The 26,379-nt window shown below is 58.8% G+C and carries 25 protein-coding genes; 15 read left to right on the top strand and 10 right to left on the bottom strand.

All coding sequences use genetic code 11. The features are described from left to right. Positions 1-59: 59 nt before the first annotated feature. The 5 genes from METFOR_RS02370 to METFOR_RS02350 form a co-directional block, all read right to left on the bottom strand. A complete protein-coding gene (locus tag METFOR_RS02370) occupies positions 60-836 on the bottom strand; it encodes a CBS domain-containing protein (RefSeq protein WP_015284509.1) in 777 nt (258 codons plus the stop codon). Further along, positions 833-1,672 carry a CBS domain-containing protein gene (locus METFOR_RS02365; protein ID WP_048111082.1) on the bottom strand — a complete coding sequence of 280 codons (840 nt, stop codon included), beginning with the start codon at positions 1,670-1,672 and terminating at the stop codon, positions 833-835. The genes METFOR_RS02370 and METFOR_RS02365 overlap by 4 nt, the downstream gene beginning before the upstream one ends. A 5-nt stretch (positions 1,673-1,677) precedes the next feature. Continuing rightward, the gene (locus tag METFOR_RS02360) at positions 1,678-2,619 is read right to left on the bottom strand and encodes a CBS domain-containing protein (protein WP_015284507.1); all 942 of its coding nucleotides are present in this window, start codon (positions 2,617-2,619) and stop codon (positions 1,678-1,680) included. 87 nt (positions 2,620-2,706) lie between these two features. Continuing rightward, positions 2,707-3,456 carry a CBS domain-containing protein gene (locus METFOR_RS02355; protein ID WP_015284506.1) on the bottom strand — a complete coding sequence of 250 codons (750 nt, stop codon included), beginning with the start codon at positions 3,454-3,456 and terminating at the stop codon, positions 2,707-2,709. Further along, entirely contained in the window at positions 3,453-4,019 is a 567-nt protein-coding gene (locus METFOR_RS02350; RefSeq protein WP_015284505.1) for a CBS domain-containing protein, read from the bottom strand. The genes METFOR_RS02355 and METFOR_RS02350 overlap by 4 nt, the downstream gene beginning before the upstream one ends. A gap of 302 nt (positions 4,020-4,321) precedes the next feature. Here METFOR_RS02350 and METFOR_RS02345 point away from each other — a divergent pair, with 302 nt between their 5' ends. Next, positions 4,322-4,924 (top strand): Era-like GTP-binding protein, encoded by a 603-nt coding sequence (locus METFOR_RS02345; RefSeq protein ID WP_048110762.1) that lies wholly within the window; start codon positions 4,322-4,324, stop codon positions 4,922-4,924. Positions 4,925-4,931: 7 nt separating this feature from the next. After that, complete coding sequence (locus tag METFOR_RS02340) at positions 4,932-5,327, top strand: Zn-ribbon domain-containing protein (protein ID WP_015284503.1); 396 nt, start codon at positions 4,932-4,934, stop codon at positions 5,325-5,327. A gap of 20 nt (positions 5,328-5,347) precedes the next feature. Here the strand turns inward: METFOR_RS02340 and METFOR_RS02335 are convergent, their stop codons facing one another. Further along, positions 5,348-6,082: a hypothetical protein gene (locus METFOR_RS02335; RefSeq protein ID WP_148277571.1), complete on the bottom strand. Its 735-nt coding sequence runs from the start codon at positions 6,080-6,082 to the stop codon at positions 5,348-5,350. Positions 6,083-6,297: 215 nt separating this feature from the next. On the opposite strand from METFOR_RS02335, the gene METFOR_RS14395 reads away from it, so the two are divergent. The 9 genes from METFOR_RS14395 to METFOR_RS02290 all read left to right on the top strand — a co-directional run bounded on the left by METFOR_RS14395 (position 6,298) and on the right by METFOR_RS02290 (position 15,978). Next, positions 6,298-8,394, top strand: a complete 2,097-nt coding sequence (locus METFOR_RS14395) for a CHASE4 domain-containing protein (RefSeq protein WP_015284501.1) — start codon at positions 6,298-6,300, stop codon at positions 8,392-8,394. A gap of 199 nt (positions 8,395-8,593) precedes the next feature. Beyond that, a complete protein-coding gene (locus tag METFOR_RS02325; RefSeq protein ID WP_015284500.1) occupies positions 8,594-9,052 on the top strand; it encodes a 30S ribosomal protein S15 in 459 nt (152 codons plus the stop codon). Positions 9,053-9,072: 20 nt separating this feature from the next. Continuing rightward, complete coding sequence (locus METFOR_RS02320; protein WP_015284499.1) at positions 9,073-10,314, top strand: DHH family phosphoesterase; 1,242 nt, start codon at positions 9,073-9,075, stop codon at positions 10,312-10,314. Next, positions 10,311-10,544 carry a KEOPS complex subunit Pcc1 gene (locus METFOR_RS02315; RefSeq protein ID WP_015284498.1) on the top strand — a complete coding sequence of 78 codons (234 nt, stop codon included), beginning with the start codon at positions 10,311-10,313 and terminating at the stop codon, positions 10,542-10,544. Before METFOR_RS02320 ends, METFOR_RS02315 begins: the two co-directional genes overlap by 4 nt. Before the next feature lie 4 nt (positions 10,545-10,548). Beyond that, positions 10,549-11,154: a 30S ribosomal protein S3ae gene (locus tag METFOR_RS02310; protein WP_015284497.1), complete on the top strand. Its 606-nt coding sequence runs from the start codon at positions 10,549-10,551 to the stop codon at positions 11,152-11,154. A 144-nt stretch (positions 11,155-11,298) separates the two neighbouring features. Further along, positions 11,299-12,714, top strand: coding sequence for a DHA2 family efflux MFS transporter permease subunit (locus METFOR_RS02305; protein WP_015284496.1), 1,416 nt, complete (start codon positions 11,299-11,301; stop codon positions 12,712-12,714). A gap of 321 nt (positions 12,715-13,035) precedes the next feature. Next, positions 13,036-14,271 carry a 2,3-bisphosphoglycerate-independent phosphoglycerate mutase gene (locus METFOR_RS02300; protein ID WP_015284495.1) on the top strand — a complete coding sequence of 412 codons (1,236 nt, stop codon included), beginning with the start codon at positions 13,036-13,038 and terminating at the stop codon, positions 14,269-14,271. An 18-nt stretch (positions 14,272-14,289) separates the two neighbouring features. Next, complete coding sequence (locus METFOR_RS02295; RefSeq protein ID WP_015284494.1) at positions 14,290-15,138, top strand: polymer-forming cytoskeletal protein; 849 nt, start codon at positions 14,290-14,292, stop codon at positions 15,136-15,138. A gap of 3 nt (positions 15,139-15,141) precedes the next feature. Next, positions 15,142-15,978 (top strand): hypothetical protein, encoded by an 837-nt coding sequence (locus METFOR_RS02290; protein ID WP_015284493.1) that lies wholly within the window; start codon positions 15,142-15,144, stop codon positions 15,976-15,978. Between the two features lie 8 nt (positions 15,979-15,986). Here the strand turns inward: METFOR_RS02290 and METFOR_RS02285 are convergent, their stop codons facing one another. The 4 genes from METFOR_RS02285 to METFOR_RS02270 all read right to left on the bottom strand — a co-directional run bounded on the left by METFOR_RS02285 (position 15,987) and on the right by METFOR_RS02270 (position 19,702). After that, positions 15,987-16,193 carry a hypothetical protein gene (locus tag METFOR_RS02285; protein ID WP_015284492.1) on the bottom strand — a complete coding sequence of 69 codons (207 nt, stop codon included), beginning with the start codon at positions 16,191-16,193 and terminating at the stop codon, positions 15,987-15,989. Between the two features lie 81 nt (positions 16,194-16,274). Further along, on the bottom strand, positions 16,275-18,371 hold the full coding sequence (locus tag METFOR_RS02280; RefSeq protein ID WP_015284491.1) for a DEAD/DEAH box helicase: 2,097 nt from the start codon (positions 18,369-18,371) through the stop codon (positions 16,275-16,277). 7 nt (positions 18,372-18,378) lie between these two features. Then, the gene (locus METFOR_RS02275; protein WP_015284490.1) at positions 18,379-19,188 is read right to left on the bottom strand and encodes a DUF7839 domain-containing protein; all 810 of its coding nucleotides are present in this window, start codon (positions 19,186-19,188) and stop codon (positions 18,379-18,381) included. After that, positions 19,172-19,702 (bottom strand): ArsR family transcriptional regulator, encoded by a 531-nt coding sequence (locus tag METFOR_RS02270; RefSeq protein WP_015284489.1) that lies wholly within the window; start codon positions 19,700-19,702, stop codon positions 19,172-19,174. The genes METFOR_RS02275 and METFOR_RS02270 overlap by 17 nt, the downstream gene beginning before the upstream one ends. Before the next feature lie 39 nt (positions 19,703-19,741). On the opposite strand from METFOR_RS02270, the gene hypF reads away from it, so the two are divergent. The 4 genes from hypF to METFOR_RS02250 all read left to right on the top strand — a co-directional run bounded on the left by hypF (position 19,742) and on the right by METFOR_RS02250 (position 26,368). Then, positions 19,742-21,976 carry a carbamoyltransferase HypF gene (gene hypF / locus METFOR_RS02265; RefSeq protein WP_048111079.1) on the top strand — a complete coding sequence of 745 codons (2,235 nt, stop codon included), beginning with the start codon at positions 19,742-19,744 and terminating at the stop codon, positions 21,974-21,976. 79 nt (positions 21,977-22,055) lie between these two features. Beyond that, entirely contained in the window at positions 22,056-22,478 is a 423-nt protein-coding gene (locus tag METFOR_RS02260) for a hypothetical protein (protein WP_015284487.1), read from the top strand. Between the two features lie 204 nt (positions 22,479-22,682). Beyond that, positions 22,683-23,492: a DUF2927 domain-containing protein gene (locus tag METFOR_RS02255; protein WP_015284486.1), complete on the top strand. Its 810-nt coding sequence runs from the start codon at positions 22,683-22,685 to the stop codon at positions 23,490-23,492. A gap of 245 nt (positions 23,493-23,737) precedes the next feature. Next, on the top strand, positions 23,738-26,368 hold the full coding sequence (locus METFOR_RS02250; RefSeq protein WP_015284485.1) for an oligosaccharyl transferase, archaeosortase A system-associated: 2,631 nt from the start codon (positions 23,738-23,740) through the stop codon (positions 26,366-26,368). Positions 26,369-26,379: the final 11 nt, after the last annotated feature.

The following is a 26,379-nucleotide window of genomic DNA, read 5'->3' as shown; positions in this document are numbered from 1 at the left end:
GAATTATACGTACATGTTCCTCATAATGCCTTTTAAAAAAGAGGAGGGAGATTCGGTTTTTAGAGGGCGTTCACGAGCGAGCGTCGCGTGACAACGCCAGCCAGCTTGCCTTTCTCCATCACCGGTATGGAACTGATGTTCTTCTTCAGCATCGTTGCCACCACGTCGGCAACCTTCGCCGTCTTCTCGACCGAGATGAGGGGGGTGCTCATGATATCCTTGACGAGCAGGTTCCGGATCCGGTGGTCCTGGTGGTTCCCGTCCACCTGCTTGCGGAACTCCCGCATCGCGATGGCAACGTCCGTTTCGGTCACGATACCGGTATATTTCTCGTGCTCCGTTACCACGAACCGGGTGATGTTGTCATCCATCATCCGGCGCCGGAGGTGGACAACGCGCTCGTCCGCCTCAATGGTCACTGCTTTCTCGATGGCACCGTCAAGATCGTCTGCGGGCTGGTACTTCTTCAGGAGGTCTCCTGCCGAGACCTGCCCGATCAGCTTGTGGTCGGTATCGTAAACAACCACCAGTTTGTACTGCTGCAGAAGGGGGATCAGGACGTTGATACTCTCATCGGGATAGACGCTCGTGAACTCCTCCTCGACAACGCTCGCCACGTGGATAGCGGTCGGGGCAATACCGGAGTTCTGTTTGCTCCCGAGCTTCTCTGCTATCGCCTGGCGCGAGACTGTGCCGACAACCGTATTGTTGTTGACCGCAATCAGGGGGTCGAGGCCGGCATTCAGCATCTTGTCGAGCGCTTCGGTTATCTTGGCTGATTTTGCTATGGTCGTGGGCTTTGCCATTACGTCTTTGATAAAAACTTCTTTTGTCATTTCGCCACTTCCTTTATGATATCGTCGCGTTTCAGTATCCCAGCAATGGTACTCTTGTCCATGACAACAAGGCTGTTGACATGGTGTTTTTCCATCAGTGCAATCGCGTCCGGAAGAGCGGTGTCCGCGTCAACCGTGATGACAGGGCTCGTCATCAGGTCCTCCGCTGCCACCGGGGGGATGACCATCAGGGTCTGCCCGGCTTTCCCGGCCGCTGTCTCGCGTCTCCGTATTGTTACGTCTTTTCCAACCACACCCGAGATCTTCGGTTCATCGTCATAGAAGGCAAGGTTGGTCTCGGTGATGATGCCCGCAAGGGTGCCGTCATCGTCAAGCACCAGGACCTTGTCGTGTCGTTCGCTCATCACGCCGACCACGTGGTCGAGCGAGTGGTAGCGGCTGACCGTTGCCACATCCTCCATCACGTCCTTAGCCGGGCAGTCGAGTGCCCGGACAAGGGCGGATTTCATCAGATCGGTCTTGGTTACGATCCCCGCGACCGCACCTTCATCCACAACGGGGACGCTGCTGATGTTCTCCTGTGAGAACATCCGCGCGATCTCCCGCACGCCGGTGTCAGGTGCGACAACGCGCGGCTGTTCGGTCATGAGCGCCCCCACCGGTATCCGGTCGAGAGGACGGCGGCGCCAGGCAGGTTCGCCCTGCCGGAGGCGGTACGCGATGTCCTTCTTGGTGATGATGCCGGCAAGGGCCGTATCCTCCATGACCGGGAGGCGGGAGATCCGGTGCCGGACCATCAGGTTCCGGGCATGGGCGATCGTTGCGTTGGGCTCAACAACGAACACGGTCGTTGTCATTACGTCGCGTGCCAGCACCCTCTTCACCCCCCGGAAAACGCCCGTACCAGGTCGAACTCGGTGACGAGCCCGACAAGACGGGAGTCCTCGATGACCGGAAGCGCTCCGATGTTCTTCTTGAGCATCTCCTGGGCCACCTCATTGATGGTCTTCTCCGGGCTTGTCGTGAAGAGTTCCCCGGCAATCAGGTTCCTGACGGGGAGCCCTGTCACTTCGGTGACATTGCCGGTCACCATCTTCGAGAACACATCCCTGCTCCCGAGGTAGCGCATGATGTCGGTTGCCGTGACGATCCCGTACAGGACATCGTCGCTCACCACCGGCAGGCGCCGGAAGCGGTGCTTTATCATGTCGCGGGTGACCGTTGCGATCGGGCAGTCAGGGGCGGTAACACGGAGGGCCGAACTCATCACGTCCTCGACATGCAGCGGGCTCCTCCCAGAGGCAAGCACCGACAGGACATCGCGCTCTGTGGCGATTCCAAGGAGGATCCCATCTTTGTCCACGATCGGCAGTCCCCCGATCTTCCTTGTGGTTATCACATCGACCGCATCGCGTATCCGGGCATCGCTTTTCAGTGTCTCGGGCTGCGGGGTCATGATCGTCCGGATGGCCTCGTTCACCGCGGCAATCAGGTTGCCGTTGTGCCGTACCTGGACCAGCTGATACTTGTCTCCCCCGCCCAGGAAGTTGATGATGTCTCCTGATGTGACGATCCCAAGCAGCCGCTTCGTGCCGGCATCGGTCACGGGAAGCCGACGGAACCCGCATGTCGTCATCTGCTCCACCGCCGCCATGATGCTCTGCGTCTGCGGCAGCGAGATGACATCGCGGGTCGCAATCGCCATGATCTCTCCTTCCTGTTCCACGATACGGGACTTGAACTCCACCGGCCCGCGGTCGAGCTTTCCCTGCATCTTCAGGAGCCGGTCGCCCTGTTTTGTGGCCCGGCCGTTCTGGTGCATCCTTCTCCTCCGATATTGCGATTATTCTTCCGTTCCGGGAAAAACCATCCCGTTTTCCTGGCGTGTTCCGGCCACGTCCCCTCCCCGTTATGCAAGGGCAGCGAGGACATCGTGGCGGTTGACGACCCCGGCAAGCTGGTCCCTGTCGACAACAGGCAGGAGACTGACATCGTGCATGACGAGCAGTTCCGCCGCGGTGCTGATCGGCTCCTCCGGAGAGATCGAGACCACGTCCCGCGTCATCAGGTCGCCAACCGTCGCGCTGCTGTGCTGTGCCAGCGCCGGGCGTGCACGGGTATGGCTGATCAGGTCGCGCCGGGAGATTACCCCGACAGGATTCTTCTTCTCCACTACGGGAAAGGCCGCAAACCCGCTCTCCATGATCAGTGTGTAGACCTTCTGGATACTGTCAGACGGTTGTGCTGAGATCACCTTCTTCGTCATGTACTTCGAAACCGTGCCACGGAGTTCGTTTTTCGAAATGATGACCGGGAAGATGTCCGCGAGGAGGACGCCTCCGGTCACCTGCCTTGTGCCGGTGACAACTGCGGCGCTGTCCGTATGGAACTGTCTCATCATCCCTGCCACCTTTTCAACCGTGTCGGCAGGGTTTGCAGCGGGGGCATCCCTCACAAACCCCTCGACGGTAATGTCCGATTTGGTTGCGGTCACCCGCAGGCCATCCGTGATGTCGATATAGCCGAGGAGGCCTTTCTTTGCATCCACAACATAGACTTCACGGAACCGGTCATCGCGCAGGATCTGCCGTGCCTTTGTTATCCGGTCGGTTGGTTTCAGCACAGGGATCTCGACGATGAAATCCTGTGCTGTTTTCATCTGATATTTTCCTCCTCCCGGCAGGCGGGGCAGAGCATCACGTTGTCCACCCGCTTCAGATCATCAGACATCTGGCTGCAGTGGGCACAGATCCCCTGCTCTACGATCTCCTCACGGTTGATCTCGATAATGTCGTTGAGGAGCTCGTTGAGCTCGTTGGATACGGTAAGGAGGTCCCGGACAGTCACGATCCCGATGACCTTCTTGTCCTTGTCGACAACGGGAAGCCTCCTCACCTTTCGCTTCACCATCATCGTGGCAGCGTCTACTACCGTCTTCTCCGCACTCACCGTAATGAGTGGCGTGCTCATGATATCAGATACATGTACAGAGCTGGGTTTCAGATCCTTTGCCACCACCTTGCAGGCAAGGTCTTCCTCGGTCACGATGCCAATGGGCATTGTGTTTTTGAGGATGATGACGCTCCCGACCTCCTCGGTGCACATGGCCCTCGCGGCCTTTGCCGCGGTTGCCTCGATACCGATCATGATCGGGTTCTTCCGCATCACTTCCCTGACGGGGACATGGGTCTCCACCCGGATTGTGTTGTTTGTCTTTTTCATGAGTCACCTCCTTGAAGTGCTTGCTAGCTGATGATTACAATTAGCATACTCCCTTCCCCTTGTATAAATACAATTTGGCCGTTGCAGATCCCGATGCGGGGCAGTAATACCGGGCGGGCCCTGCCGTCGGAAAACCTGCCTCCGGGACGAGAAACCTAATAACCCTCCCATCCAAACAGTAGTAGAGACACTATGGTGAACCCTGTGTACCGGTCGTTCCCGGTCACATCGCTCTCCCTTCGAGGTGGATAGTGAAGATATTTTCTCAGACCTTTGGGACAGTCAGGAAAAAATTCTCCGGTATGTTGAACCGGTTTTTCAAGAAGAAGCGGACCCGCATCGGCATCTACGGACCCCCGAATGCCGGGAAGACTACGCTTGCAAACCGCATTGCCCGCGACTGGACCGGAGATGCAATAGGCCCGGTCAGCGAGATCCCGCACGAGACGCGGCGGGCGCGGAGAAAGGAAGACATCATCATCTCCGGCGCAAACGGCAACACGGTGACGATGGACATCGTCGATACCCCGGGTGTCACGACCAAGATCGATTACCACGAGTTCCTCGAGTTCGGGATGGAGAAAGACGAGGCGATCATCCGCGCCCGCGAGGCGACGGAAGGTGTTGCCGAGGCAATGCACTGGCTCCGCGAGGATATCGACGGGGTCATCTATATGCTCGATTCCACCACCGACCCGTTCATGCAGGTCAACATCATGATGATCGGGATCATCGAGGCCCGCAACCTGCCGGTCATCATCGTGGCGAACAAGATCGACCTCACGGACGCGGCACCGGCCCGGATCCGGAGCGCCTTCCCCCAGCACCCGGTGGTCGCCATCTCGGGCCTCGAAGGGAAGAATGTCGAAGATCTGTACGAGACCATGATCGAGTATTTCGGGTGATTACGCAATGCCGCATAAGTGCACGAAATGCGGGCGGGAGTACAAGGACGGGTCTACCGAGATCCTGAAAGGGTGCGAGAGCTGCGGCGGCAAGAAGTTCCTCTATGTGAAGGAGGAGGAGCTTCACAAGGACGTGCTCGAAGAGAAGACGATCGAGGAGATCGCCGAGGAGAGCCACGAAGAGGTGCTGGAGGTCATCGAGCCTCAGCAGAAGAAGCCGGTGGAGATGTACGACCGGGTCGAGACCATCCGGATCGTTGCCCCCGGATCCTATGAGCTCAACCTCGAGAAGATGGCAAAAACCGACGAGCGGGTTGTCAGCGTGGGCAAAGAGGGGTCCTACATCATCGACCTGATGTCAATGGCTGACGAGAAGCCGGACAGGAAGAAGAGACGGCGCTGATCCCGCCGGAATATCCTTTTTTATCGCGTTGAAAGTTCGTCGCGGATCCCCTCGTAGGAAGCCGGAAGGCCCAGTTTCCGGAAGAACGCATCGGTGAAGATGACGCTGTTGACAATGGCCCATTCCGCACACCCGTGGCCCAGGCACTTGTCGGGGAAGAACGGCCGGTTTCTGGCAACGAACGGGTTTATGGCGAATTTTTTAGCCAGGATCCTCCCGAACCGTTCGCTTGTGGTCTCCGCTTTTCCCGGGTGCTTTTCCTCGCCGATAACGATCCACTCCCGCTTGTAGTGCATGAGGTGGTTGCGAATCTCGATCAACTGCCGGACATTCGAAAATGCCGCATCATCTTCATCGAACGGAGCAGTCCCGGCAATCGCGAGGATCTTCTGGTAGCGGGTGATGAGGGGGGCACGGTCGAAGTTCTTCTCGTTCTTCCACCCGTCCGCGATTGTTTTGAGGACCGCCTCGTGCTGCTCGTCAGAATAGAAGTAGGCACCGTCCACGGCATCCGCGTGCAGCTCGTTGATGGTGGACTCTAGGAATGCTACGGCAGAGAGGATAGCGTTCAGCACGAACGCCTCGTGACGGAGCACCTGTTCCTCCGTGAGGGCATCCTGCCCTTTCTTTTCCTGCTCGATCCCGTACCCGAGCCGGCAGAGCACTGCTGCCGACTGGATGTACCGCACCGAGAAGCAGTCGCGAAAGCGTATCGCGGATTCCTCGTCAGGGGACTCAATCGGGATCTTGTCCATCGTTAATAATCCGTTTTGCCTGCAGAAGGTAAAAAGGTGGAGGAAGATGGGCGGGCAATCGCCTGTTGCGGAGTCCGTACCGGAGTACGTCATTGCCCTGAATGTCGGGGGAAGGCCGACAACCGTCAGGGATTTATTCCGCCACGATTATCTATAGTTGTCAATAGTCAGCCCGGATTGCTCCGGGAAACGATAGCAGGGGAGAGCATACCCGGATGGACCTCAGGACGAAACTGCTGCTCGGGATCGGGATCGCTCTCATTTTTGCATTTTCCCTGGTTGCCCTCTTTTCCGCCGTTTCCATGGAGGCAAGCTACAAAAAACTGGAGACTATCGAGATGGAGGATGCCGTTGCAACGGCACGGAGCGCCATCGAGACCGATCTGAAGTCGGGTTTCTCAACAACCCGTGACTACTCTGTCTGGTCGTCGACGTACCAGTTCGTTGAGGGGGAAAACCCGGACTGGCTCCGCGAGAACATGGGTGCGGACTTCTTCTCCCGCTTTCCCCAGGACAGGGTGCTGATCTTCAACCGGACCGGCGGCCTCATCTTCTCGATGCAGTACAATGACACCGCCCTCATGATCGAGCCCGCTTCCGGCACCTACGTCAACGACATGGAACGGTTCAACATGGCGATGAGTACCCTCCGCTCGCAGAACGGGAGTTACGGGATTTTGGAGGCTTCCACGGGGCCGGTCATCTTTGCATCCCACCCCATCCTCATGGACGATGCCCACGGGCCGGCCGCAGGAAGCCTTCATCTTGCACGCCGCATCAATGGGGATTATCTCTCAGAACTCTCGGACCGCACGGGGGACACCATCTCGATCGTTTCCGCAACGGAGATCGCGGACAACGCCACCTTTTCCGGCGTAAAGGCACAATTCGAAGCTGGAAAACGGGTCGCTGTCGAGACATCCGGCAATGACTTCGTGACCGCGTACCTCCCGCTCGCCGACCAGGAGCCCCCGGCTGACTATTACCTTGCCGTAACAAGCCCGCGCAGTATCTACCAGACGGGAATGTCCGGGATTACGACATTCCTTGTCAGCATCGCGGTTGCCGGTATCTTCCTCACCCTCTTCATCCTTGTCTTTGTCGACCGGATCATCCTCTCGCGGATCAATACCATCATCCGGTCGGTGAAAGAACGGGGAGTTGACGCAGACGGAGAGGATACGACCGTATCCCGGGAGGACGACGAGCTCACCCGGCTTGCCGTGTCGATCGACCCTGTCTTTACCGAACTCGCCGCGTCCCGGGAGAAGTTGGCAGAGAGCGAGGAGCGGTACCGGATGCTGGCCGAATCCGCACAGGACATCATCTTCATCATCGACAGGGACGACACCGTCACGTATGTCAACGCCTTTGCAGCGAAGGCATTCGGCAGGGAAAAGAGCGAGATCACTGGCAGGCCGCGGTCCGGGCTCTTCCCCGGGCCGGTCGGGGAGAGCCAGCGCCAGTCACTGGACCGGGTCATCTCTACCGGGGAAGCCATCAAGATCGAGGGCAGCCTTCCGCTCCCGACCGGCGAGATCTGGCATGATACGCTCCTTGTCCCGATCCGGGACACGCACGGGACGATCACCGGCGTCATGGGCATCTCCCGGGATCTCACCAAGCGGAAGCAGGCCGAGGATGCCCTGGCAAACGCCCACCATAAACTCACCCTGATCTCGACCATCACCCGCCATGACATCTTAAACCAGCTCACTGCGCTTGCAACCTACCTCGAGCTCTCGCGCGATTACACCGGAAACGATACGGCACGCGACTTCATTGAAAAGGAGCAGCGGATCGCTGCCCTGATCGACCGGGAGATCAATTTCACGCGGGACTTCGAGGACGTGGGCGCAGGTGTCCCGGTCTGGCACAATGTAAACGCAACAATCTCCGGGGCAAACCGCACCCTCCTGACCGGAGGGATCGCCGTGGAGATCGGATTTTCCGACATCGAGATCTATGCCGACTCGCTCCTTGAGAAGGTCTTCTTCAACCTCATCGACAACGCGATCCGGTATGGCAGGCCGGGCCTGTCCCGGGTCCGGTTCTCTGCAGAGGAACGGGAAGGCAGCCTCGTGATCCGGTACGAGGACGATGGCGTCGGCATCCGCCCGGAGGAGAAGGAGCGGATCTTTGACCAGGGCTATGGCAACCACACCGGCCTCGGGCTCTTCCTCTGCCGGGAGATCCTCCGGATCACGGGCATCACCATCACCGAGACCGGAACTTTTGGTAAGGGGGCACGGTTCGATATTGTCGTGCCACCGGGCAAGTGGCGACGCACCGGGCAGGACGCTCCTTTGTGATGGGGGCTGACACTACGGTGCCTTTTATTACCCCTCCCCGCCAATAGTAAGCCAGCACTGTTTAATGTGCTGACAGATGTAAGTCCGACGTGCGACCACCGCACTGCCTGAACATGGCTTTGGGATTACAGAGAGTCAGTAGCAGTACCTGCACTGCACTTTTCTGGACTTACGTTCGTCTATTCAAGGAGGCTACACCATGGCACGAATGCACGCCCGCAGAAGGGGCAAGTCATGCTCTGTCCGCCCCTACCGGAAACAGGCGCCCGCCTGGTCGAACACTGACCCCGCGGCGATCACCAAGATCATCCTGGACCTCCGGAAGGAAGGCGCATCGAGCGCAAAGATCGGTCTGGTCCTGAGGGACCGGTACGGCGTACCCGACGTCAAGCTGGCAACCGGCAAGCGGATCGGGACCATTCTCCGCGAGAACAAGGTCGCAACCGAGATCCCCGAGGACCTCCGCGACCTGATGGGCAAGGCCCTTGGCATGAGGAAACACCTTGGCGAGAACAAGCGTGACCTGCACAACAAGCGCCAGCTCCAGCTGGTCGAGTCCAAGATCCGCCGTCTCGTGAAGTACTACACGTCGAGCAAGAAGCTGCCCGCCGGCTGGGTCTACAAGCCGGAGAACGCCGAGATCCTCCTCTCCAGGTAATCCATCAGGAGTTCGTCCACATGTCCGTGTCGCTTGAGTCCCAGGCTGCCACCGTTGCAGCACAGATCCGCAGGCAGGAGTTCGTCGAGGTGCTCGCGCACCACGATGCGGACGGCATTGCAGCCGCTTCCATCCTCTGCCACGCGATGCTCCGTGCAGGCATACGGTTCCGGCTCCGGGTGCGACAGGACGTAACAGCAGCGGACATCCCCGCTGAAAGTGCATACCTCCTCTGCGATATCGGCGCAGGCATAGCAGACCTCCCGAAAGCGACGATGGTGGTGGACCACCACCTCCCGCTCTTTACCGGAGAGTTCCAGGCCAACCCACGCCTTGCCGGCATTGACGGCGACCGGGAGCTCTCTGCAGCAGGGACCGCATACATTGTTGCCCAGCAGATGGGCGACAACCGCGACCTTGCTGGCCTCGTTATCCCCGGGATCATCGGGGACGGGCAGGAGATCCGGGGCAGGAACCTTGCGATCTTCAACGAAGCGATCTCGAACGGGATCATTGTGCCGGACCGGGGCTTACTGCTCCCGGGCCGGGACATGGTCGAGCGCTGGTATACTGCAACGCACCCGTACCTTGACGGGATCAGCGGCTCCGAGCAGCTGATCGCCGACATGATCGATGAGTCACGCGACCAGACCAAGGCGGACGAGCCGCTCCGGCTCGACACTCTGGTCTCCCGCGTGGTGCTCGAAGCGGCGCCGAAGGCAACCCTTGCCGGTCTCGAGAGTATCTGGGGCGACACGTACCACCTCCAGCGCGAGGTGATCGAGGATGCCCATGCCCTCACCGCGGTCATCGATGCCTGCGGCAAGACCGGCAATGGTGACATCGGCGCATCGCTCTGCCTGCGCTCCTCGCACGACATCGACCGTGCATGGGAGATTGCCCGGCAGCACCGCGTCCGCATCATCGATGCCGTGAAATCGGCGAGCCCGTACGAGGGGATCATGGGGGTATACGAGGTGAAGGACACGAGCGTTGCAAGCGACGTTGCCGACATCCTCTGCCGCGACATCCCGGCTACCTGCCCGGTGCTTGTCTTTGCAAAGACCCCGGGCGGCAGCCTGTGCCGGATCTCCGCACGCAACCCGAAGGGATGCACCGTTGAACTCGGGCCGAAGGTCCGGGCCATTGCGGAAGCCTGTGGCGGGAACGGCGGCGGGCACACGCTCCGGGCAGGGGCAACCATCCCCTGCGAGAAGATCGCGGAGTTCGCACACGGCTGGCAGGAGGCGGTTGCAGCATGATGCACGCCGAAGGGACAATAACGACCCTGCACGACAATGCAGCCTGCGTTGCTGCGGCGCTCACGCCCGACAACTTACGCAGCATGGAGACACGGGCGGAGGGGGGCCGGGTCGTGACCACGATCACGGGCAGACAACTCCGTTCGGTCATTGCATCGGTGGACGATTATCTGATGAACCTGGCAGTGGCGGAGGACGCATGTTCTCTCACCGCGAAAACCGACAGGTGATATTATGGCAAAGAAGAAACAGGTAGGAAGAAGAGTTGAAGGCTGGAAGGCCAAGAGCTGGTTCAAGGTGCACACCCCCGACAACCTCGGCAAGGCGTACATCGGCGACACCATTGCTAACGATGCTGACAGCGTTGTCGGCCGCATCATGCACGCAACGCTCGGCGAGATCACAAACGACTACGCCAAGCAGCACATGAAGATGAGCTTCAAGATCAACACCGTGACCGGCGACTCGGCATACACCGAGTTCGTGGGCCACGAAGTGACCCGGGACTACCTCCGCTCGCTCGTCAAGCGCCGGAGCTCCCGCATCGACACCATCGTGCCGATCACCACAAAGGAAGGCAAGAAGGTCCGCCTCACGGTCTGCACGTACACGTTCGCCCGTGCCAACCTCTCGCAGGAGCACGCGATCCGCGGTGAGATCATGAAGGGTATTGCCGCACAGGCAGGCGCATGGGACCTGACCACCCTCTTGAACGGCATCGTCTCGGGTGAGATCTCCCGCGACCTCTTCAAGGCCGTCAAGACCATCTACCCAACCCGCCGGGTTGAGGTAATCAAGTCCAAGGTCGAACCGGTCGCAGCGCCGGTCGACACCTCATAATATTATTCTCTTTTTCTGGAATACAAGGTCGGATACGTTAAGGGCTCGCTGGGTCGAAGAACGGTGTCTCATTCCTGACAAATGCCGGCCCGGGCGGGTGTAAATACTAGATATTTATCATCTTTCAAACGAACTTCCTGCTTCATGTCTTCCGTCATCACCGATCCGTTCCGCCAGAAACTGCTGCTCGGAGCGATGGCTCTGGGCGTAGTCATGGACGGGGTCGATGGTGCAATCGTCAACGTGGCTCTGCCATCCATGGCCTCATACTTCAGTACAGACACCGGGACGATTGCATGGGTTATCATCACCTACCTGCTGATGATGGCAGGGCTCCTCCTGGTCTTCGGGAAGATCGCAGACCAGGGACGTGCGAAATTTCTCTTCCTTGCCGGGTTTGCGGTCTTCACGATCGGTTCGGCAGTCTGCGGGGTTGCCCCGTCGCTTGAGGTCCTGCTTGGCGCACGGGCCCTGCAGGGTACAGGAGCTGCGATGATCGCTGCTGTGGCCCCGCTGCTCTGCATCCGCTACCTCCCAAAGGATATGCTCGGGACTGCATTCGGGGTTATCGCCGCAGCCGCTTCGATCGGGTTTGCTGTCGGACCGGCAATCGGCGGGGTGATCACCCAGTACCTCTCGTGGCACTGGATCTTCTTAATCAACATCCCTATCGGGATCGTGGGCGTCCTCTTTGCGTCACGGGTGATTCCGGCCGATGAAGAGGACCGGGGACGTGGCGCGGCATCGTTCGATTACTTGGGCGCCATCCTGCTCTTTGCCAGCATGGTCTTCTGGGTCTTCACCCTTGAGGAACTGCCTGCCCGGAGTGCAGCGGATTCGGGGATCCTCACCTACGTGATCCTCTCCCTGGTCTGCACGGCCCTGTTCGTTGCCCGGCAGCTGACAACAAAGGACCCGTTCCTGAACATCCGGATCTTTACATCCTGGCAGTTCTCGGCGGTCCTTGTGGCGTTCCTGCTGATCAACATCGTCTTCACGGGCATCCTGTACCTGCTGCCGTTCTATCTCACAAGCGGCATGCAGTTCGACCTCATGACCTGCGGTCTCCTCCTGCTGGTCCCCCCGGCCGTCATCGCCATCACCAGTGTCCCGTTCGGGAGATGGTCGGACAAGACCGGCCGCCGCCGGCCGTTCGCCATCATCGCCTGTGCCATTGTTGCCGTGTACAGCGCGTATTTCACGGTCGTCTCCCCCGAATACGGCATCGTGCCGCTCCTTTTCGGCTTCATCCTGATGGGGCTTGCATTCGGGATCGGTTCCGCGCCTGCGTCAACCAGGATCATCGAGAAGGCACCCAGGGGCGAGGAGAGTACCGCGTCCTCCATCGTGATGACCATCGTCTATTTCGCCGGCATGCTCGGGACGGCATCCTATGCTGCGATCTTCACGCTCGCCACAAGGGAAGCCGGAGCCGTTGTGGACTTTGCCAGTATCAGTTGCGCAACACTCGTGTACGGGTTCCAGGTTGCCGTAGGAGCCGGGCTCGTCCTTGCGGTCATCGCGGTCATCCTCTCGGCCATCGTGCCGGACGCGGAATGATCGGCCTGATCCGTTCCAGACATGCTGTACCGTATACCGGTGTGACCGGGGATACGGGCCACACCCTGCCTGAACATGTTCAATCGCAATAACATGGTGTCAGGTAACGAGGCGATCGCAGGGTATTGAACTTACAAAACTATTGAACAACATACAATTTTTCTGCGTGTCTGTAGTGAGGGAGCCGGCCGATCAACCGGGAGCCGCTGAAAAAACAAGCAGGGTCCCGGGGACGATTGAAAATTTTTGGCGGATGGCGTCAGGATATTCTTCCAGAGGGAAGAAACCATATTACCCCTCCCGCCCAACCATTGCACAAGAATGACCGCAAAGAAAATTCTCTTCATCGTCCTTGACGGCATCTCTGACCGTCCCTGCCCGGCGCTCCGGGGCGGAACACCACTCTCCGCGGCAAGGAAACCCGTTCTCGACAAGCTCGCTGCCGAAGGGATCTGCGGGGTCATGGACACGATCGCTCCCGGCATCCGCCCGGGCTCCGACACCGCCCACCTTGCCCTCCTCGGCTATGATCCGTACAAGTATTACACTGGCCGGGGACCACTCGAATGCGTTGGCACCGGCATCGACATGAAGGCCGGCATGATCGGGTTCCGGTGCAATTACGCGACCCTTTCTCCCGAAGGGAAGGTCATTGACCGCCGTGCGGGGCGTATCCACGACACGGAAGCGCTGAGTAAAGCCATCCAGGAAGGCGTCGATCTCTCGAAGTTCGGCGTTGAGTTCATTTTCCGGTCCGGGGCGGGGCACCGGGCAGCCCTGGCTCTTGAGGGCGAGGGATTAAGCCACTGCGTCTCCTCCAACGACCCGAAGAAAGAGGGGGTTGCCCCGCTCACCGTAAAGGTACTCCGTACGGGAGAGAAAGAGGACAAGACGGCAGCGGTCTGCAACGAGTTCGTGAAACAGTCCACGAAGATCCTTTTTGACCACCCCATCAACCAGGCGCGGGTAGAACAGGACCTCGCCCCCGCTAACATCGTCCTGATGCGGGGAGCCGGGGAGATGGGGGACTTCGAGCCCTTCCAGAAAAAATACGAACTGTCGGGATCGGTCATCTCGGCGGCAAGCCTCATCACCGGGATCGGGAAAGCGGTCGGCCTCCCTCACGTTGAGGTTCCCGGGATAACCGGCTCGCAGAACAGCAACATCAGCGGGAAGGTTGCAGCGGCGATCAGGGAGCTTGAGACAAAGGACTTCGTCTTAATGAACATCAAGGGCGCCGATGAGTCCGGCCATGACGGCCTTGCCGACCAGAAGAAGGCCTTCATTGAAAAGATCGACCCGCTGCTCGAACCCCTGCTGGGCCTGCAGGACACCATCATCATTATCACGGGAGACCACTCGACACCGGTCTGCATCAAGGACCACTCCGCCGACCCGGTCCCTGTTTTGATCCGGGGCGAGGGCGTACGGATGGACGATATTGTCCGGTACGATGAATTCTCCTGCGCAAAGGGCGGCCTTGGCCGGATCCGGGGAGTCGACCTTTTGCCGATAGCCCTTGACCTCGTCAACAAATCGCACAAGTTCGGGGCATAATCCCCCTCCCGGAGACCCATGAAAGAACGATCCGCACAAGACTGGCACCGTCACTGCCTCCTTCCCGACGGGACGGAGCTGCAGGAGCACAGCCTCAAGACCGCGCGCGACATCGTGGTCGGGGAGTCCTGCCAGATCGACTACGGGCTCCGGGGCAACGATGTCTTCGTGGGCGAATCCTCGAAAATCCGCGAGTACGTCTGGGCGGCCCGGGACACGCGGATCGGGAACTGGTGCGAGATCGGAAACGATGTTATCGCAAAACGGGACGCCTATATCGGCGAGGGCGTGAAGATCTTCGGGAAGCTGGAGGTGAACGGGGCGCTCGACATCGGCGAGAAGGTCGAGATCGTGGACGGATTCTCAGCAAAAGGCGACATCGCAATACGGAACCCGATGCCGGTCTACATGTTCATCATCATTTACTTGATGACCCTCCTCCATATCGAGAACGAGAAGGAACTCGACCGGATCCTCGATGACCTCTTCTCGGATGACGAGGAAGAGACACGGGAGGTTCCGCTCATGATCCCCGCCCGGTCAAAGCTGAACATGAAGGTCTTCTCTGTTCCCTCGACCATGAAGATCGGGAAAGGGTGCCGGCTCCACGGCAACATCCGGGCGGGCTCCATCGATGTCCAGCAGGATACGGTCATCTTCGGCAGCCTCCGGGCAAAGAACCGGATCACGGTGGTCAGCGGCGTCACCGTCCACGGAAACGTGGAGAGCGGCTCGACCGTGTTCGTGAAGCGGGGGGCCCACATCCTTGGCGATGTCAGGGCGAAGTCGCTGGTGCTTCACGAGGACGCGAAGATTGACGGGACCATCGAAGCACCGCACGGGATGCGGATCGAGCGGGGTGACTAAAGAATGATGGCAGCGGAGATCCTGGGAGTTGACGAGGTCGTGTTTGTCGAGCCGCAGTTCTCGGTCCTTCCCGATCCACGGTATAATGATACCCTGACCCTTGCGGGGGGTGACGAGGGCCGGCTCCTGCTTGATGAACAGGAGGAGCCCCTCGCCCTTGCGTTTAAGAACGGCAACTGCTGGGTCACCGGGTCGTTCCTCTTCCGGAACCCGACAGCCCTCCTGATCGAGAAGTTCGAGAACGTAAACGGGGGAATCTACCAGGAGGACCGGGCCGCCTGGGCGGCGGCTGTCAGGGAATACTACAGCCTTGCCCTCCGGGCAGAAGTATCCCCGACAATCGAGGACCTCAACCCCAACCGGCGGGGCATCCTCAAAGATCTGGTCGAAAAGACCTGGGGGCGGGGGAACGGCACAACCTGCATCGATGCCTGTTGCGGATCCGGTGTCGGCTCACTCGTGCTCCGTGACCTTGGCTACATGCCCCTCTCGTTCGACAACGACCCGGCGCTCCTCTCGCTCGGCCTCTCGACCGGGCGGCTCCTGCCGGATGAGACGATGTGGATCGATGCCATGAAGGTATCGCAGTACACCGCGCCCGTACCCAGGGGAATCGGGATCATGATGGGCGAGATCAACTCATTCTCGCAGGAGATGTGGCAGCAGATCGTCTCCGAACTCTTCGCGGTAACGGAAGAGACGCTCATCACGGTGGGAACAGAGCCCGAGGCACGGTTAATCCGGGACTGGGGCGAAGGCATGGGAAGGACGGTTGAGATCAGCGAGAACCCGGCCGACCCGATCTACGATATCTGGGTGTGCCGTTCGAAAAAAGCATAAGACTTGTTTTAGTCTTCCTGTGGCGGCTGGACCCTTTTCAGCCGCTCGCGGACACCAGGACCGCTCTTCTGCGCATCGAACGGCGGGGTGCAGGACCGGATGCCCCGTTCCTTTGCAAACATGACGTTCGCATCAAGGTTGTCCGGAGTCAGGGTGCGGGTGAGGTATTTAATGTCCTCCTGGATCGCAGGCTCTTCCTCCTTGGGGGTTGTCATGGAAAACCATTGGGCAGGCCAACCATATAATGCTGATTGATCGCCGGAACGGGCGCTTCCGTTCCGGAATTCCGGTCTTCGTTACCGATGCCTTCGCCCGTGCTGCCTCTTCTGCTGCTTCCCGGGTTTTGGCTCCTTCACCTTGCCGGGATTAGGCTTTACTTCCTTCTCCAGCCCGCCGCTCTCCAGTTCCGCGATGATCTCCACCGGGTCCTCCATGGTCTTTGTCAGCCGGACGATCTCAAGCAGCCGCTCCATGCCGATGAAATGCTCGGCCATGACCCGGGCAAGCGGCATTATCACGAGCTTTGTACCATGCTTCTCGACAAGCCGGTTGGCGACAAGGTCCGGCAGGACAGGTTCCATGCTTCCGACCATCATGCTGTTGATCCGGTTGAGGCCGGCCTCCTCGCCCCCGCAGGCAACCGCGTTCGCCACGTACTCCTCGGAGCTCTGCTCGAAGTCATGCTCGGGAGCAACCTCTTCCATCTCTCCTTTGAGAAGCCGGATCGCGACCTCCTCTTCCGTGAACGGGTTCTCGCGGGAGTAACTGCCGCCGGGCTCAGCCAGGATCACGACCCGGCCAAGATCATGGAAATCCGGCCGCCCCGCCCGCCCGGCCATCTGGTTGAATTCCTGCACGGAGAGCCAGTCGCGGCCCATGGCAAGGGCGTCGAAGATCACCTGCGATGCCGGGAAATCGACACCGGCACCGAGCGCCGCCGTCGTTACAACGGCCATCAGTTTGCCCTGCAGGAACCGGGTCTCCACGTCGCGGCGCTCCTGCGTGCTCAGGCCGGCATGGTACGCGGCTGCCCGCATCCCGAGGGCATCAGCGATGGTGTGGCACCGGGCCCGCGCATTCGTGAAGATGATGGTCTGGCCCCGGTAGCCCTTCGAGGACGTCCGCTTGTACTCCTCGGTTGTCATCTGCTTGATGGTCGGGATCTTCTGCTTGCGCTCAACAAAGAGGAGGTAGCGTTCGAGCCCCACCGGCCGTTCCGCGTACTGGACCAGCTTGCAGTTCAGCTTCTTTGCCAGGATCTTGGGGGACCCGATGGTTGCCGAGAGGTAGAGGTACTGGGCCTGCGGGCAGAGGTACTTCAGCCGGGCGATCATGCCGTCGAGACGATGGCCCCGGTCGGGGTCCTCAAGCATCTGCACCTCATCGATCACGACGGTTGCGATGTTCTTCATCTTCTCCCCGCGCCGAATCATGTTGTCCACGCCCTCGTAGGTCCCGACGATGATCGGGGCCTGCGGGTTCCGGTCCCCGACTTTCCGCGTCTCAGGCAGGTTCAGCCGGCTCACACCGGTAAGAAGCCCGCTCTTCGCAAACTTCGCGTACCGCTCCGTGAACCGCTCGTACTTCTGGTTCGCGAGGGCCACGAGCGGGACTAAAAAGAGTGTTCTGCCCCGGCCTTCGAGATAGTTCTTCAGCCCGGCCATTTCGCCGATGAACGTCTTCCCGCTCGCAGTCGCTGCCACAACCAGCAGGTCCTTTCCATAGAGCAGCCCGGCCTCGACGGCAAGCTGCTGGGCCGGCATCAGCTGTTTCACTCCGCATGCGTCCACGAACTGCCGGGGAAGGGGGAGCTCGTTGAGCGGCGCCGTGGTCATCACCGGGTGGGCTTCGAGCTTGTCGAAGAGCGCCGCTCCCATTGTCATCTTCTCGGGGTTAAGCGTTGCAAGCACCCGGTCCAGGTTCCGGAACTGGATGAGCAGGCTCTCGAGGTGCTTGATCCCGTCGCGGCCAAGCCGGCCCAGGTGGGCAACCTCGCGCCGGAGTTCGCGCCTGCCGCAGTCCATGCAGATCTTCTCGTTCTTCCCGAACAGGATGGTGTTGTTGGCATCGAGCTGCGTGAACTTCTCTTCGAGAAGGCACATCCGGCAGGCATCGACCATGCCGGACTTCATCTGGAAGTCAGAAAGGAAGAGTTCGAACCGGTGGTCCCGCTTCACGAGCAGGATTTCCGCCTCGCGCATATTCGCGACAAGGTCCTTTGAGGGTGTATGCCGGTACTCCTTTTTCGTTCCCCACTTCACGCGGTACTTTGTGGGCCGGGGGCCGCGGGGGGTGTCCTGCAGGTCGACGTACCCGGCGCCCCTCACGTTTCTGCCGTCGTAAAAGAGCAGCTTGTAACTGTCGCCTTTCTGGGGCTGGACAATGATCTTCATGGCGGGTTCACGGGACGATCAGGTCGTGGATCACGTACGAGAGCCCCACGCCTTCCAGCCGCTTTAAGAAATCCGTGAACTCCTCGTCCACGACCACAATGGTGCAGTCGATCCCGTGGAACGCGGCCTCGATCACGCCCTCCCGTGCGCCAAAGAACATGTCCGGCTTCCTGCCTGCCGCTTTCAGGGCGATGAAGGCTTCGAGGCCTACCGCCCCGACAAACCCGGCTTTTCCGATCACGTCAAGGAGCTTGTCCCGCTTCACCTTTCGCGAGCCCCCATGCTGGATCCGGGGAACCTTGCAGACATGGACAACGCCTTCGTGGTGGTCGATGATCCCGTTCAGCCGTGCGATCCCGACATCCTCATCCTTCTTTGCATCCGCGATCGCCGAGCCGGTTGCTGCCGAGGGCTTCTTTGCGGCATAGAGAAAGCCGTCCTTCATGTACACGCCGACTTCGTCGCCGGCCTTTACGTTCTCGGCCGCAATCGCGGTCCAGACCGAGACCTGCTGGATGATGTCGCGCCGGATGTGCCGGGCATAGGACTCAAGCGACTCGGCATTGGCAAGCACCCACTCGATGCCCGACTTCGTGACCTCGTAGTTGCCCCTGCCGCTTGCCGATACCATGCCCTCGTCCACGAGCTCGCGGATGTACTCGGAGATCGCCTGCGGGGTCACACCCAGCTTCCCGGCAATCTCCTGCTGCCGGACTGCCGGCTGGTGCTCGGCGATCTCGACAAGGATCTGGAGGCGCGAGACCTCGCGCTTGCTCCGGAGGATAGAATAGAGGGGGTCCTTAACGCCCGGTGTCAAGCAGCACCAGCCCCTGTCCCTTCACGTCCATGTGCGTGATCCGTTTGGCAAGGCCCTTGATGAAGACCGGGCTGATACTGTATTTCCGTGAAAGGTCGTTGATGGAACTGTTGCCCTTGTTCAGTTCTCCCTCGATGTTCTCCACGACATTCCTCAGGTTCTCGTCGTTTGAGAGTGCAATGTAGAGGATATCGGAGAGATCGGAGAGGTTGCACTGGAAGTTGGCCCGGAACTTATTGTAGGTTGCACGGAACTCTTTTTCCGGCTTTTTGCCGGGCTTCGGCATCCGCCACTGTTCCTCAACAAGGTTGCCTTTTTTTAAGATCTGGAGGCAGAGCGGGACACATTCCTCGTCGATTTGCGCCCGGATCTCATTCTCGGTCATCCACGACTTGTTCAGGAGTTCATACACCTTCTTGAAGTTGGGGTCATTGAAGGTCATCAGCAGAGGGACCAGCTCCACTGGATCGTTGACGATGCGAATATGTCCCGGCACGGTGAAAACCCTATACATATATCCCCCCGAGCATCAATAAATTTTTGCGGCATGACCATGCAGAAATCGGGCAGGATCACGGTCAGGGGAATTGTGCAGGGTGTCGGATTCCGCCCGTTCGTGTATGCACAGGCGCTTAGGCTGGGGATTGCCGGCACGGTCAAGAACCTCGGAAGCGAGGTGGAGATTGTTGCCCGCGGCGAGCCGGAGAGGTTCGACGAATTCCTTTCTGCTGTTTCAAGGGGCCCCCCGCTCTCCCGGATCGACTCCGTTGAATGTACAGGGACCAATGCGCCGATCGCCGACGGGTTCGTGATCCTGAAGAGCGGTTCGGGTTCCTTCTCCGGCATGATCCCTCCCGATATCGCGATCTGCGATGAATGCATTTCGGATATTTTCCAGAGCGGGGGACGGTACCATAACTACTGGGCCACCTCCTGCGTGAACTGCGGGCCCCGGTACAGCATCATTAAGGAGATCCCCTATGACCGCGAGCGGACCTCGATGGCGGAGTTCCCTATGTGCCCTGCCTGCGGAGTGGAATATCATGACCCACACTCCCGGCGCCACCATGCGCAGACGATCGCATGCGCCTCCTGCGGGCCGGAACTCACACTTTCCGACACGCTCGGCCACAAGGTCGCATGTTCAGACCCGGTAAAGGAGGCAGCCGGCCTCCTTGACGCGGGATTCATCCTCGCGATCCGGGGGATCGGCGGCTTCCATCTTGCCTGCGTGGAGGAATCAGCAGGAACGCTCAAGCACCGGCTCGGGCGGATCGAGCAGCCGTTCGCCGTCATGGTCCGGCCGGATTATCTCGACCGGCTCGCCATCGTATCACCGGAAAACCGGGCCCTCATGGAAAATCCGGTCCACCCCATAGCGGTGCTGGAGAAGCGCGATCCGGACGCCCATGCCGGGATCAGCAACCTGCATACCATCGGCTGCATGCTCCCCTACACCGGTCTCCACCACCTCCTCTTCTCCCAGCTGAAACACCCGCTCCTGATCATGACGAGCGCAAATATGCCTGGCTACCCGATGATCACGGAGATCGACACTGCGATGGCAAAACTCTGCCGGGATGCTGATTTCTTCTTAACCCATAACCGGCAGATCGTGAACCGGTGTGACGATTCGGTGGTGCGGGACGGGTACATCATCCGGCTCTCCCGCGGGATTGCACCGAAACGGACTGCCATCGATCTTGGGAAGTACTGCATCCTTGGCGTCGGCCCCGAGCTGAACGCGAATGCAACGATCTACAAGGGAGGATTTGCCGTCACATCTCCACACGTGGGAAATGTTCGGAACCCGGCAACGCTCGAATACCTTGAGGAGACGGTCAAAAACCTCCAGCGAATCCTCGGGGCGAAGTTCGACGTGATCGCCCATGACCTCCACCCGCAGTTTCTTTCCACCCGGTTCGCACGCGAGATCGCCTCCGAGCACGGCCTGGAACTGGTCCCCGTCCAGCACCACCGGGCCCATATCGCGGCAACCACCACGGAGCCCTGCATCGGTATCGCCATCGATGGCGTTGGATACGGGGATGACGGGACGGTCTGGGGCAGCGAGATCTTTGCCGGGCAGGTGCCGGACCTTGTGCGGGTCGCCCACCTCGAACCGGTTCCCATGCCGGGTGGCGACCTTGCAACAAAGTTCCCGGAGCGGATGCTCTACGGGATCCTGCCGGACAAACGGATCGAGGCCCTCCTTGCATCCCGGGGATGGTCGGGCATCGAACTGGGCGTTCTCGAAAAACAGGTTGCATCAGGTTTCAATGTGACGCAGACCACGAGTACCGGACGCGTGCTCGACGCTGCAGCGGCCCTGCTTGGGATCTGCCGGGAGAAGACCTATGACGGTGAGCCGGCCATGAAACTCGAATCGGCGGCTGCCGGTGGCAGGGCTGAAGCATGGGATCTCTTGTTTGCCACACAGGACGGTTGCGAGATGCTCTCCAGCCGGGCACTGGTTGAGACCGCGCTTGCACGGATGGACGCATCACGCGGAGACCAGAGGGCAATCCGGGACATCGCCGCCTCGTTCCAGTACAACCTTGCCCGGGGGATCGCTGGGATGGCCGTCCGTGCCGCGGAACGCGAGGGGATGAAGAGGGTGGCCCTCAGCGGCGGCGTTGCCTATAACCATGCAATCCGCACGACAATCGAAAAGGAGATTGCAGCCGCAAACCTCGCCTGCATAATCAACCGGGATTACCCGCTTGGGGACGGCTGTGTCTCGTACGGGCAGGTCGTGTATGCCGGGTGCCGGATCTCCGGCCGTTGACCACAAAGTCCATAAATGAGTCCTTTTCCTGCAATCGGAGGCATTATAATGCCTCAAAAGAAAGATTCCCCCACGAGCAATGGATCCATCTGATAAGATAACTGGTACCGAACAGAAGATCAAGGGCCTGGAGCAGGACTTGAACGACCTCCGCCAGGGGCTCACGCTCGTTGCCGATTATTACCGTGACCTCCAGAAGATGTCAAAGCAGCAGGAGGCCGTGGAGGCGGTAGACGAGATCCTTGCACGGCCACTTGTGGACGAGGACATCGAGTTCGAGGGGATCTGGAAGTTCCACGAAGATGCCCTCATCGCGGACCCCGAGGCACGCGTCCCGTTCGATATCATGTACAAGGCCTTCGTGCACTACTGTGAGAAGAGCGGGAGGAGTGTCGTAGACAACGACGCCTTCGAATTTGTCTTTGCACATATCGAGAATCCCGCGCCGGTCCCGGACAAGGGAGACTGGGTCGGGTACCGGCTCCGGGATGGTACTTCCTGAGCAATCCCTGAACTGTTCCACGCCACACATATCAGGTGTACTGAACCGGATCTCGGCGGCCGGGAATGCTGGAACCATGCAGCGCTCCCGGGCACCATCCATCAGACGCCGCACGCGAGCTTTCCTGTCCCACTCATGTGTCCCGGATACGTTTCCGGTTCCCTGATGGACAGGCTTAACATCCACGGGGGTGCACCTTGATCCATGAAAGCCGGCTGGGGGTTTATCATATCCGGAGTTATCATTATCGCCATCGGCATTGTCTGGCTTTTTTTTGGCATGTCGGCAACGGACATCGGGCAGGGCATCACTACAACGGTCTCCCTGCCCCGGGTTATTCCCACGTCAGCCCCCCCGACAACCGTGCCGGTCACCGTGGTACCTACGGGAACTGCCGTTGTGGCAGAAACGATCACTCCTTCTGCCGATGCAGCGAAACTGCACTTCCTTGACCTTGCATTCGATGCCAGGAATCCCTACCTTGAACGGTGGAGCGAGACGCAGAACAACGGCCGGATCGTGATCTCGATGGTAGGGAACCGTGATGCCGATGCCATGGCTGTCCAGACCGCTCTTTTGGAGTTCAACAGTCTCTCCCGCACCAACCAGATCTCCACGCAGGTCAAGCAGGGGAGCGCAACAGGAGATATCGTCATCAAGTTCGTTACCGAGGATGGCATGAGCGCAATCCCCCTGAACTCATCGGAGAGCCTGACCAACAAGGAGTTCGTGCAGGACGGCAGGCCCGTTGCCAAGGTCACCCTCGGCACCATCTACATCAACAATGATCTCAAGGGAGACGAACGCAGCCATGTCATCCTCCGGAGCCTCTTCTACGAACTGGGCCTTGTTGGCACTACCGACCTGTACCCGGACAGTCTCTTCTACAGTGGCAGCAATACCAACACAGCGCTTTCCCTTATCGATAAAGAAGCAATCAGGCTCCTCTATGGCACCAGCCTGAAGCCGGGCATGACTGCAAACGAGGTGCGGAGCCTGCTGTTTGTGCGGTGACCCGGGCGGTTCGCTGGAGCCGGGGACATCCGATTTTTTCTTTCCGGAATGAGTTCTCAGATCGCAATTACGGTCTCTGCGGTATACGAAGGCGCCCCTCTGTGAGAGCGGACACTGATGTAATAATTGGAAAATGGTAGTGGCGGGCCGGTAGTTCTCCAAAGCCCTTGTTGTCCGTTCCGGATTTCGGAATATTCATCTATCATCACCGGGATATTTCTGAATAACGGGAGAATTCAGGAGTTATGACTTTTTTTTCCAGCGAGACAAACCGGCGATACCTAATTGGAGGGTGTCTTGTCCTCTTCATGGGAGTGGCATTCGTTCTCAGGATGATCCCTGCAGTATTCATCCCCCCTGATGGATTCCTGCTGAACAGCGGTGCCGATGTGTGGTATACCATGCGACAGATCGACGTTATGGTAGCACATTTCCTCCAGTACAACTGGTTCGATCCAATGACCGCTTTTCCAACAGGAAAAACCATTGACTGGGGGCCACTCTACCCGTTCCTTGGGGCTGCACTCTCAATCCTTTTCGGTGCATCTTCCCGCACGGATATTGTGAACATTGTCGGATGGATTTCACCGATCCTGGCTGCACTTCTTGTTCCCGTAACCTACCTGCTGGGAAAAATGATATGGAACCGCATGGCCGGTATCGTTGCTGCGGGACTGGTCTCGGTCATCTGTTATGCGTATTTTGTCCAGTCGTCGTATGGATGGGCAGACCACAACAGTGCTGAAGTGTTCTTTGTTGCGCTCTTTTTTCTTGCATATCTCTCTGCTCTCTCATCCGCCAGAAAGACAGCTGTTGACCTGAAGCCCTCAAGAACTCTTTTTGTGCCTGCATCTCTATCCTGCCTGGCCGGAATTCTTTATTTCCTGGGTTACCTTACCTCCCCAACAGTCATCCTCTGCCTGATTATTGTCGCAATTACCACCTTCACTCAGGGCATTCTTGATTTTTCAGGACACGTGCACGCGGATTACCTTCTCCTTGTTAACGGCATCGTGTTCTGTACTGGTGCAATTCTTGAAACGCTCTTTGGATTTCTGCCCTGGAGTGGCCTCTCCCTGACCACGTATTCCATCACCCACGTATACGTGATGGTCGGGCTTATCGCGGAGACACTTCTGCTCTTTGGGCTGGCGAAAATCTTCCAAAAGAACTCCCGTTACTATTACCTTTCTCTTGCCGGGATTATCATGGGGGGGCTTGCTGTCGTCGGTTTCATTCCGATGTTCCAGTCAATCAGAGACCAGGCATTCACCCTCCTTTTCGGCTCCCCGGCATACACCCTCGCGGTACGGGAAACACAGGCATGGTCGCTTGCCGCTGCTTATGATTCATTCGGCCTCTCGCTCATTCTCGTGGCAGGGGGACTTGGTATCCTTGCATTCTCCGTTCTGAAGAAGCAGAAATCCGAACAGGTCTTCCTTCTGGCATGGCTTGTCGTCATGCTTCTTCTGACCATCCCCCACCAGCGGTTCCAGTTGTACCTGACGGTTCCCGCTGCCCTCACGGCGGCAGTCTGTTCTTCAGCACTGGTTCAAATATCGTGGGATGGCGCGGGCACATGGATCATCACCCGTCTCTTCAAAAACGGGGAAACGACCGGGGTTGCCCGGCAAGTGAGCGCCAGGAAAGAGCGAAAGGTGCGGGAAGGCCCGCGCGAATCCGCCACCGCCGATAGGACCGTCATGATCAAGGGCTTGGTTCTTGTCATGATCGCGATTATTACTGCAACGGCTTGTGTTCAGTCAGCGGTACAGGATTACGCATATGGCGCGCGGACTCACGCAAACGGGATCCCCAAAGACTGGGCAGAGACCTTTGTCTGGCTGGGTTCCTCAACTCCCCCGACCGGTGTCGATTATTTTGAAGCCTATGATCAACAGACCTTCACGTATCCTGAAAGCACGTATGGTATTCTTGCACCGTGGGAGCAGGGACACCGGATAACGTACTTTTCCCAGCGCCTTCCTATAACAAATCCATTCCAGGACAACCTTGCCGGGAAACATGGCGTTGCTGCATTCTACCTGTCCGGAAGTGAGGAACAGGCAAATGCTATCCTCACGGATTTCAAGGGCCGCTATGTAATAACGGATCTCGGCACAGCTACCGACACATTCCCCTCTCTCATCCCCTGGATCACGGGTTCCGACACAGTTACTCCCTATATCTACTGGGCATTTGTTCCCGATTCATCCGGTGTCCTGACCAAGACTCACCTTCTGGGTGACGCATATTTCCAGACCATGATCGTCAGGCTCCAGGTATTCGATGGGTCTCTTGTCATTCCTGAAAGTGCCCAATACACAACGTATACGATACGGACGGTTCCGGACTCAGGAAGTACTGCCGGAGCCGGGGGGATCGCACGGGTGATCAGCGGTATGCAGAAGATGAGCGTTTCGGACAGCAGTTTGAAGATCTCTTCGGAAGGATCTGTCCTGAAAGTGGGAGATTCCTATGCGAATTTCTATTCCTCTGCACCGTACGAGCCGGTGAAACCGGTTCCGGCACTGACACACTACCGGCTGGTGCATGAATCCCCCACGAATATTTCTGTCCAGCTCGGAAGCAGACAAGGTAGTACTCTTCCCGATATCCGGCTGGTGAAAGTCTTCGAGTATGTGAAGGGGGCCCATATCTCCGGCGAGGGCGTGATCGAACTTAACCTCGTAACCAATACCGGGCGGGCGTTCGTGTACCGCCAGGAGAGTTCCAACGGGGAGTTCGTTGTCCCGTATGCAACCGAGGGGAGCACAACCGGGGTGAAAGCAACAGGGCCGTATCACATTGTTGGTACTTCCCGTCAGGTTTCCGTGACAGAGGCTGATGTGCAGAATGGCAGTGCTGTCTCATGATACCTGGAAAA

Origin of the sequence: Methanoregula formicica SMSP, from assembly GCF_000327485.1 — an archaeon.
Taxonomy (GTDB): Archaea; Halobacteriota; Methanomicrobia; order Methanomicrobiales; family Methanospirillaceae; genus Methanoregula; species Methanoregula formicica.
This window is presented reverse-complemented; position numbering and strand designations above follow the sequence as displayed.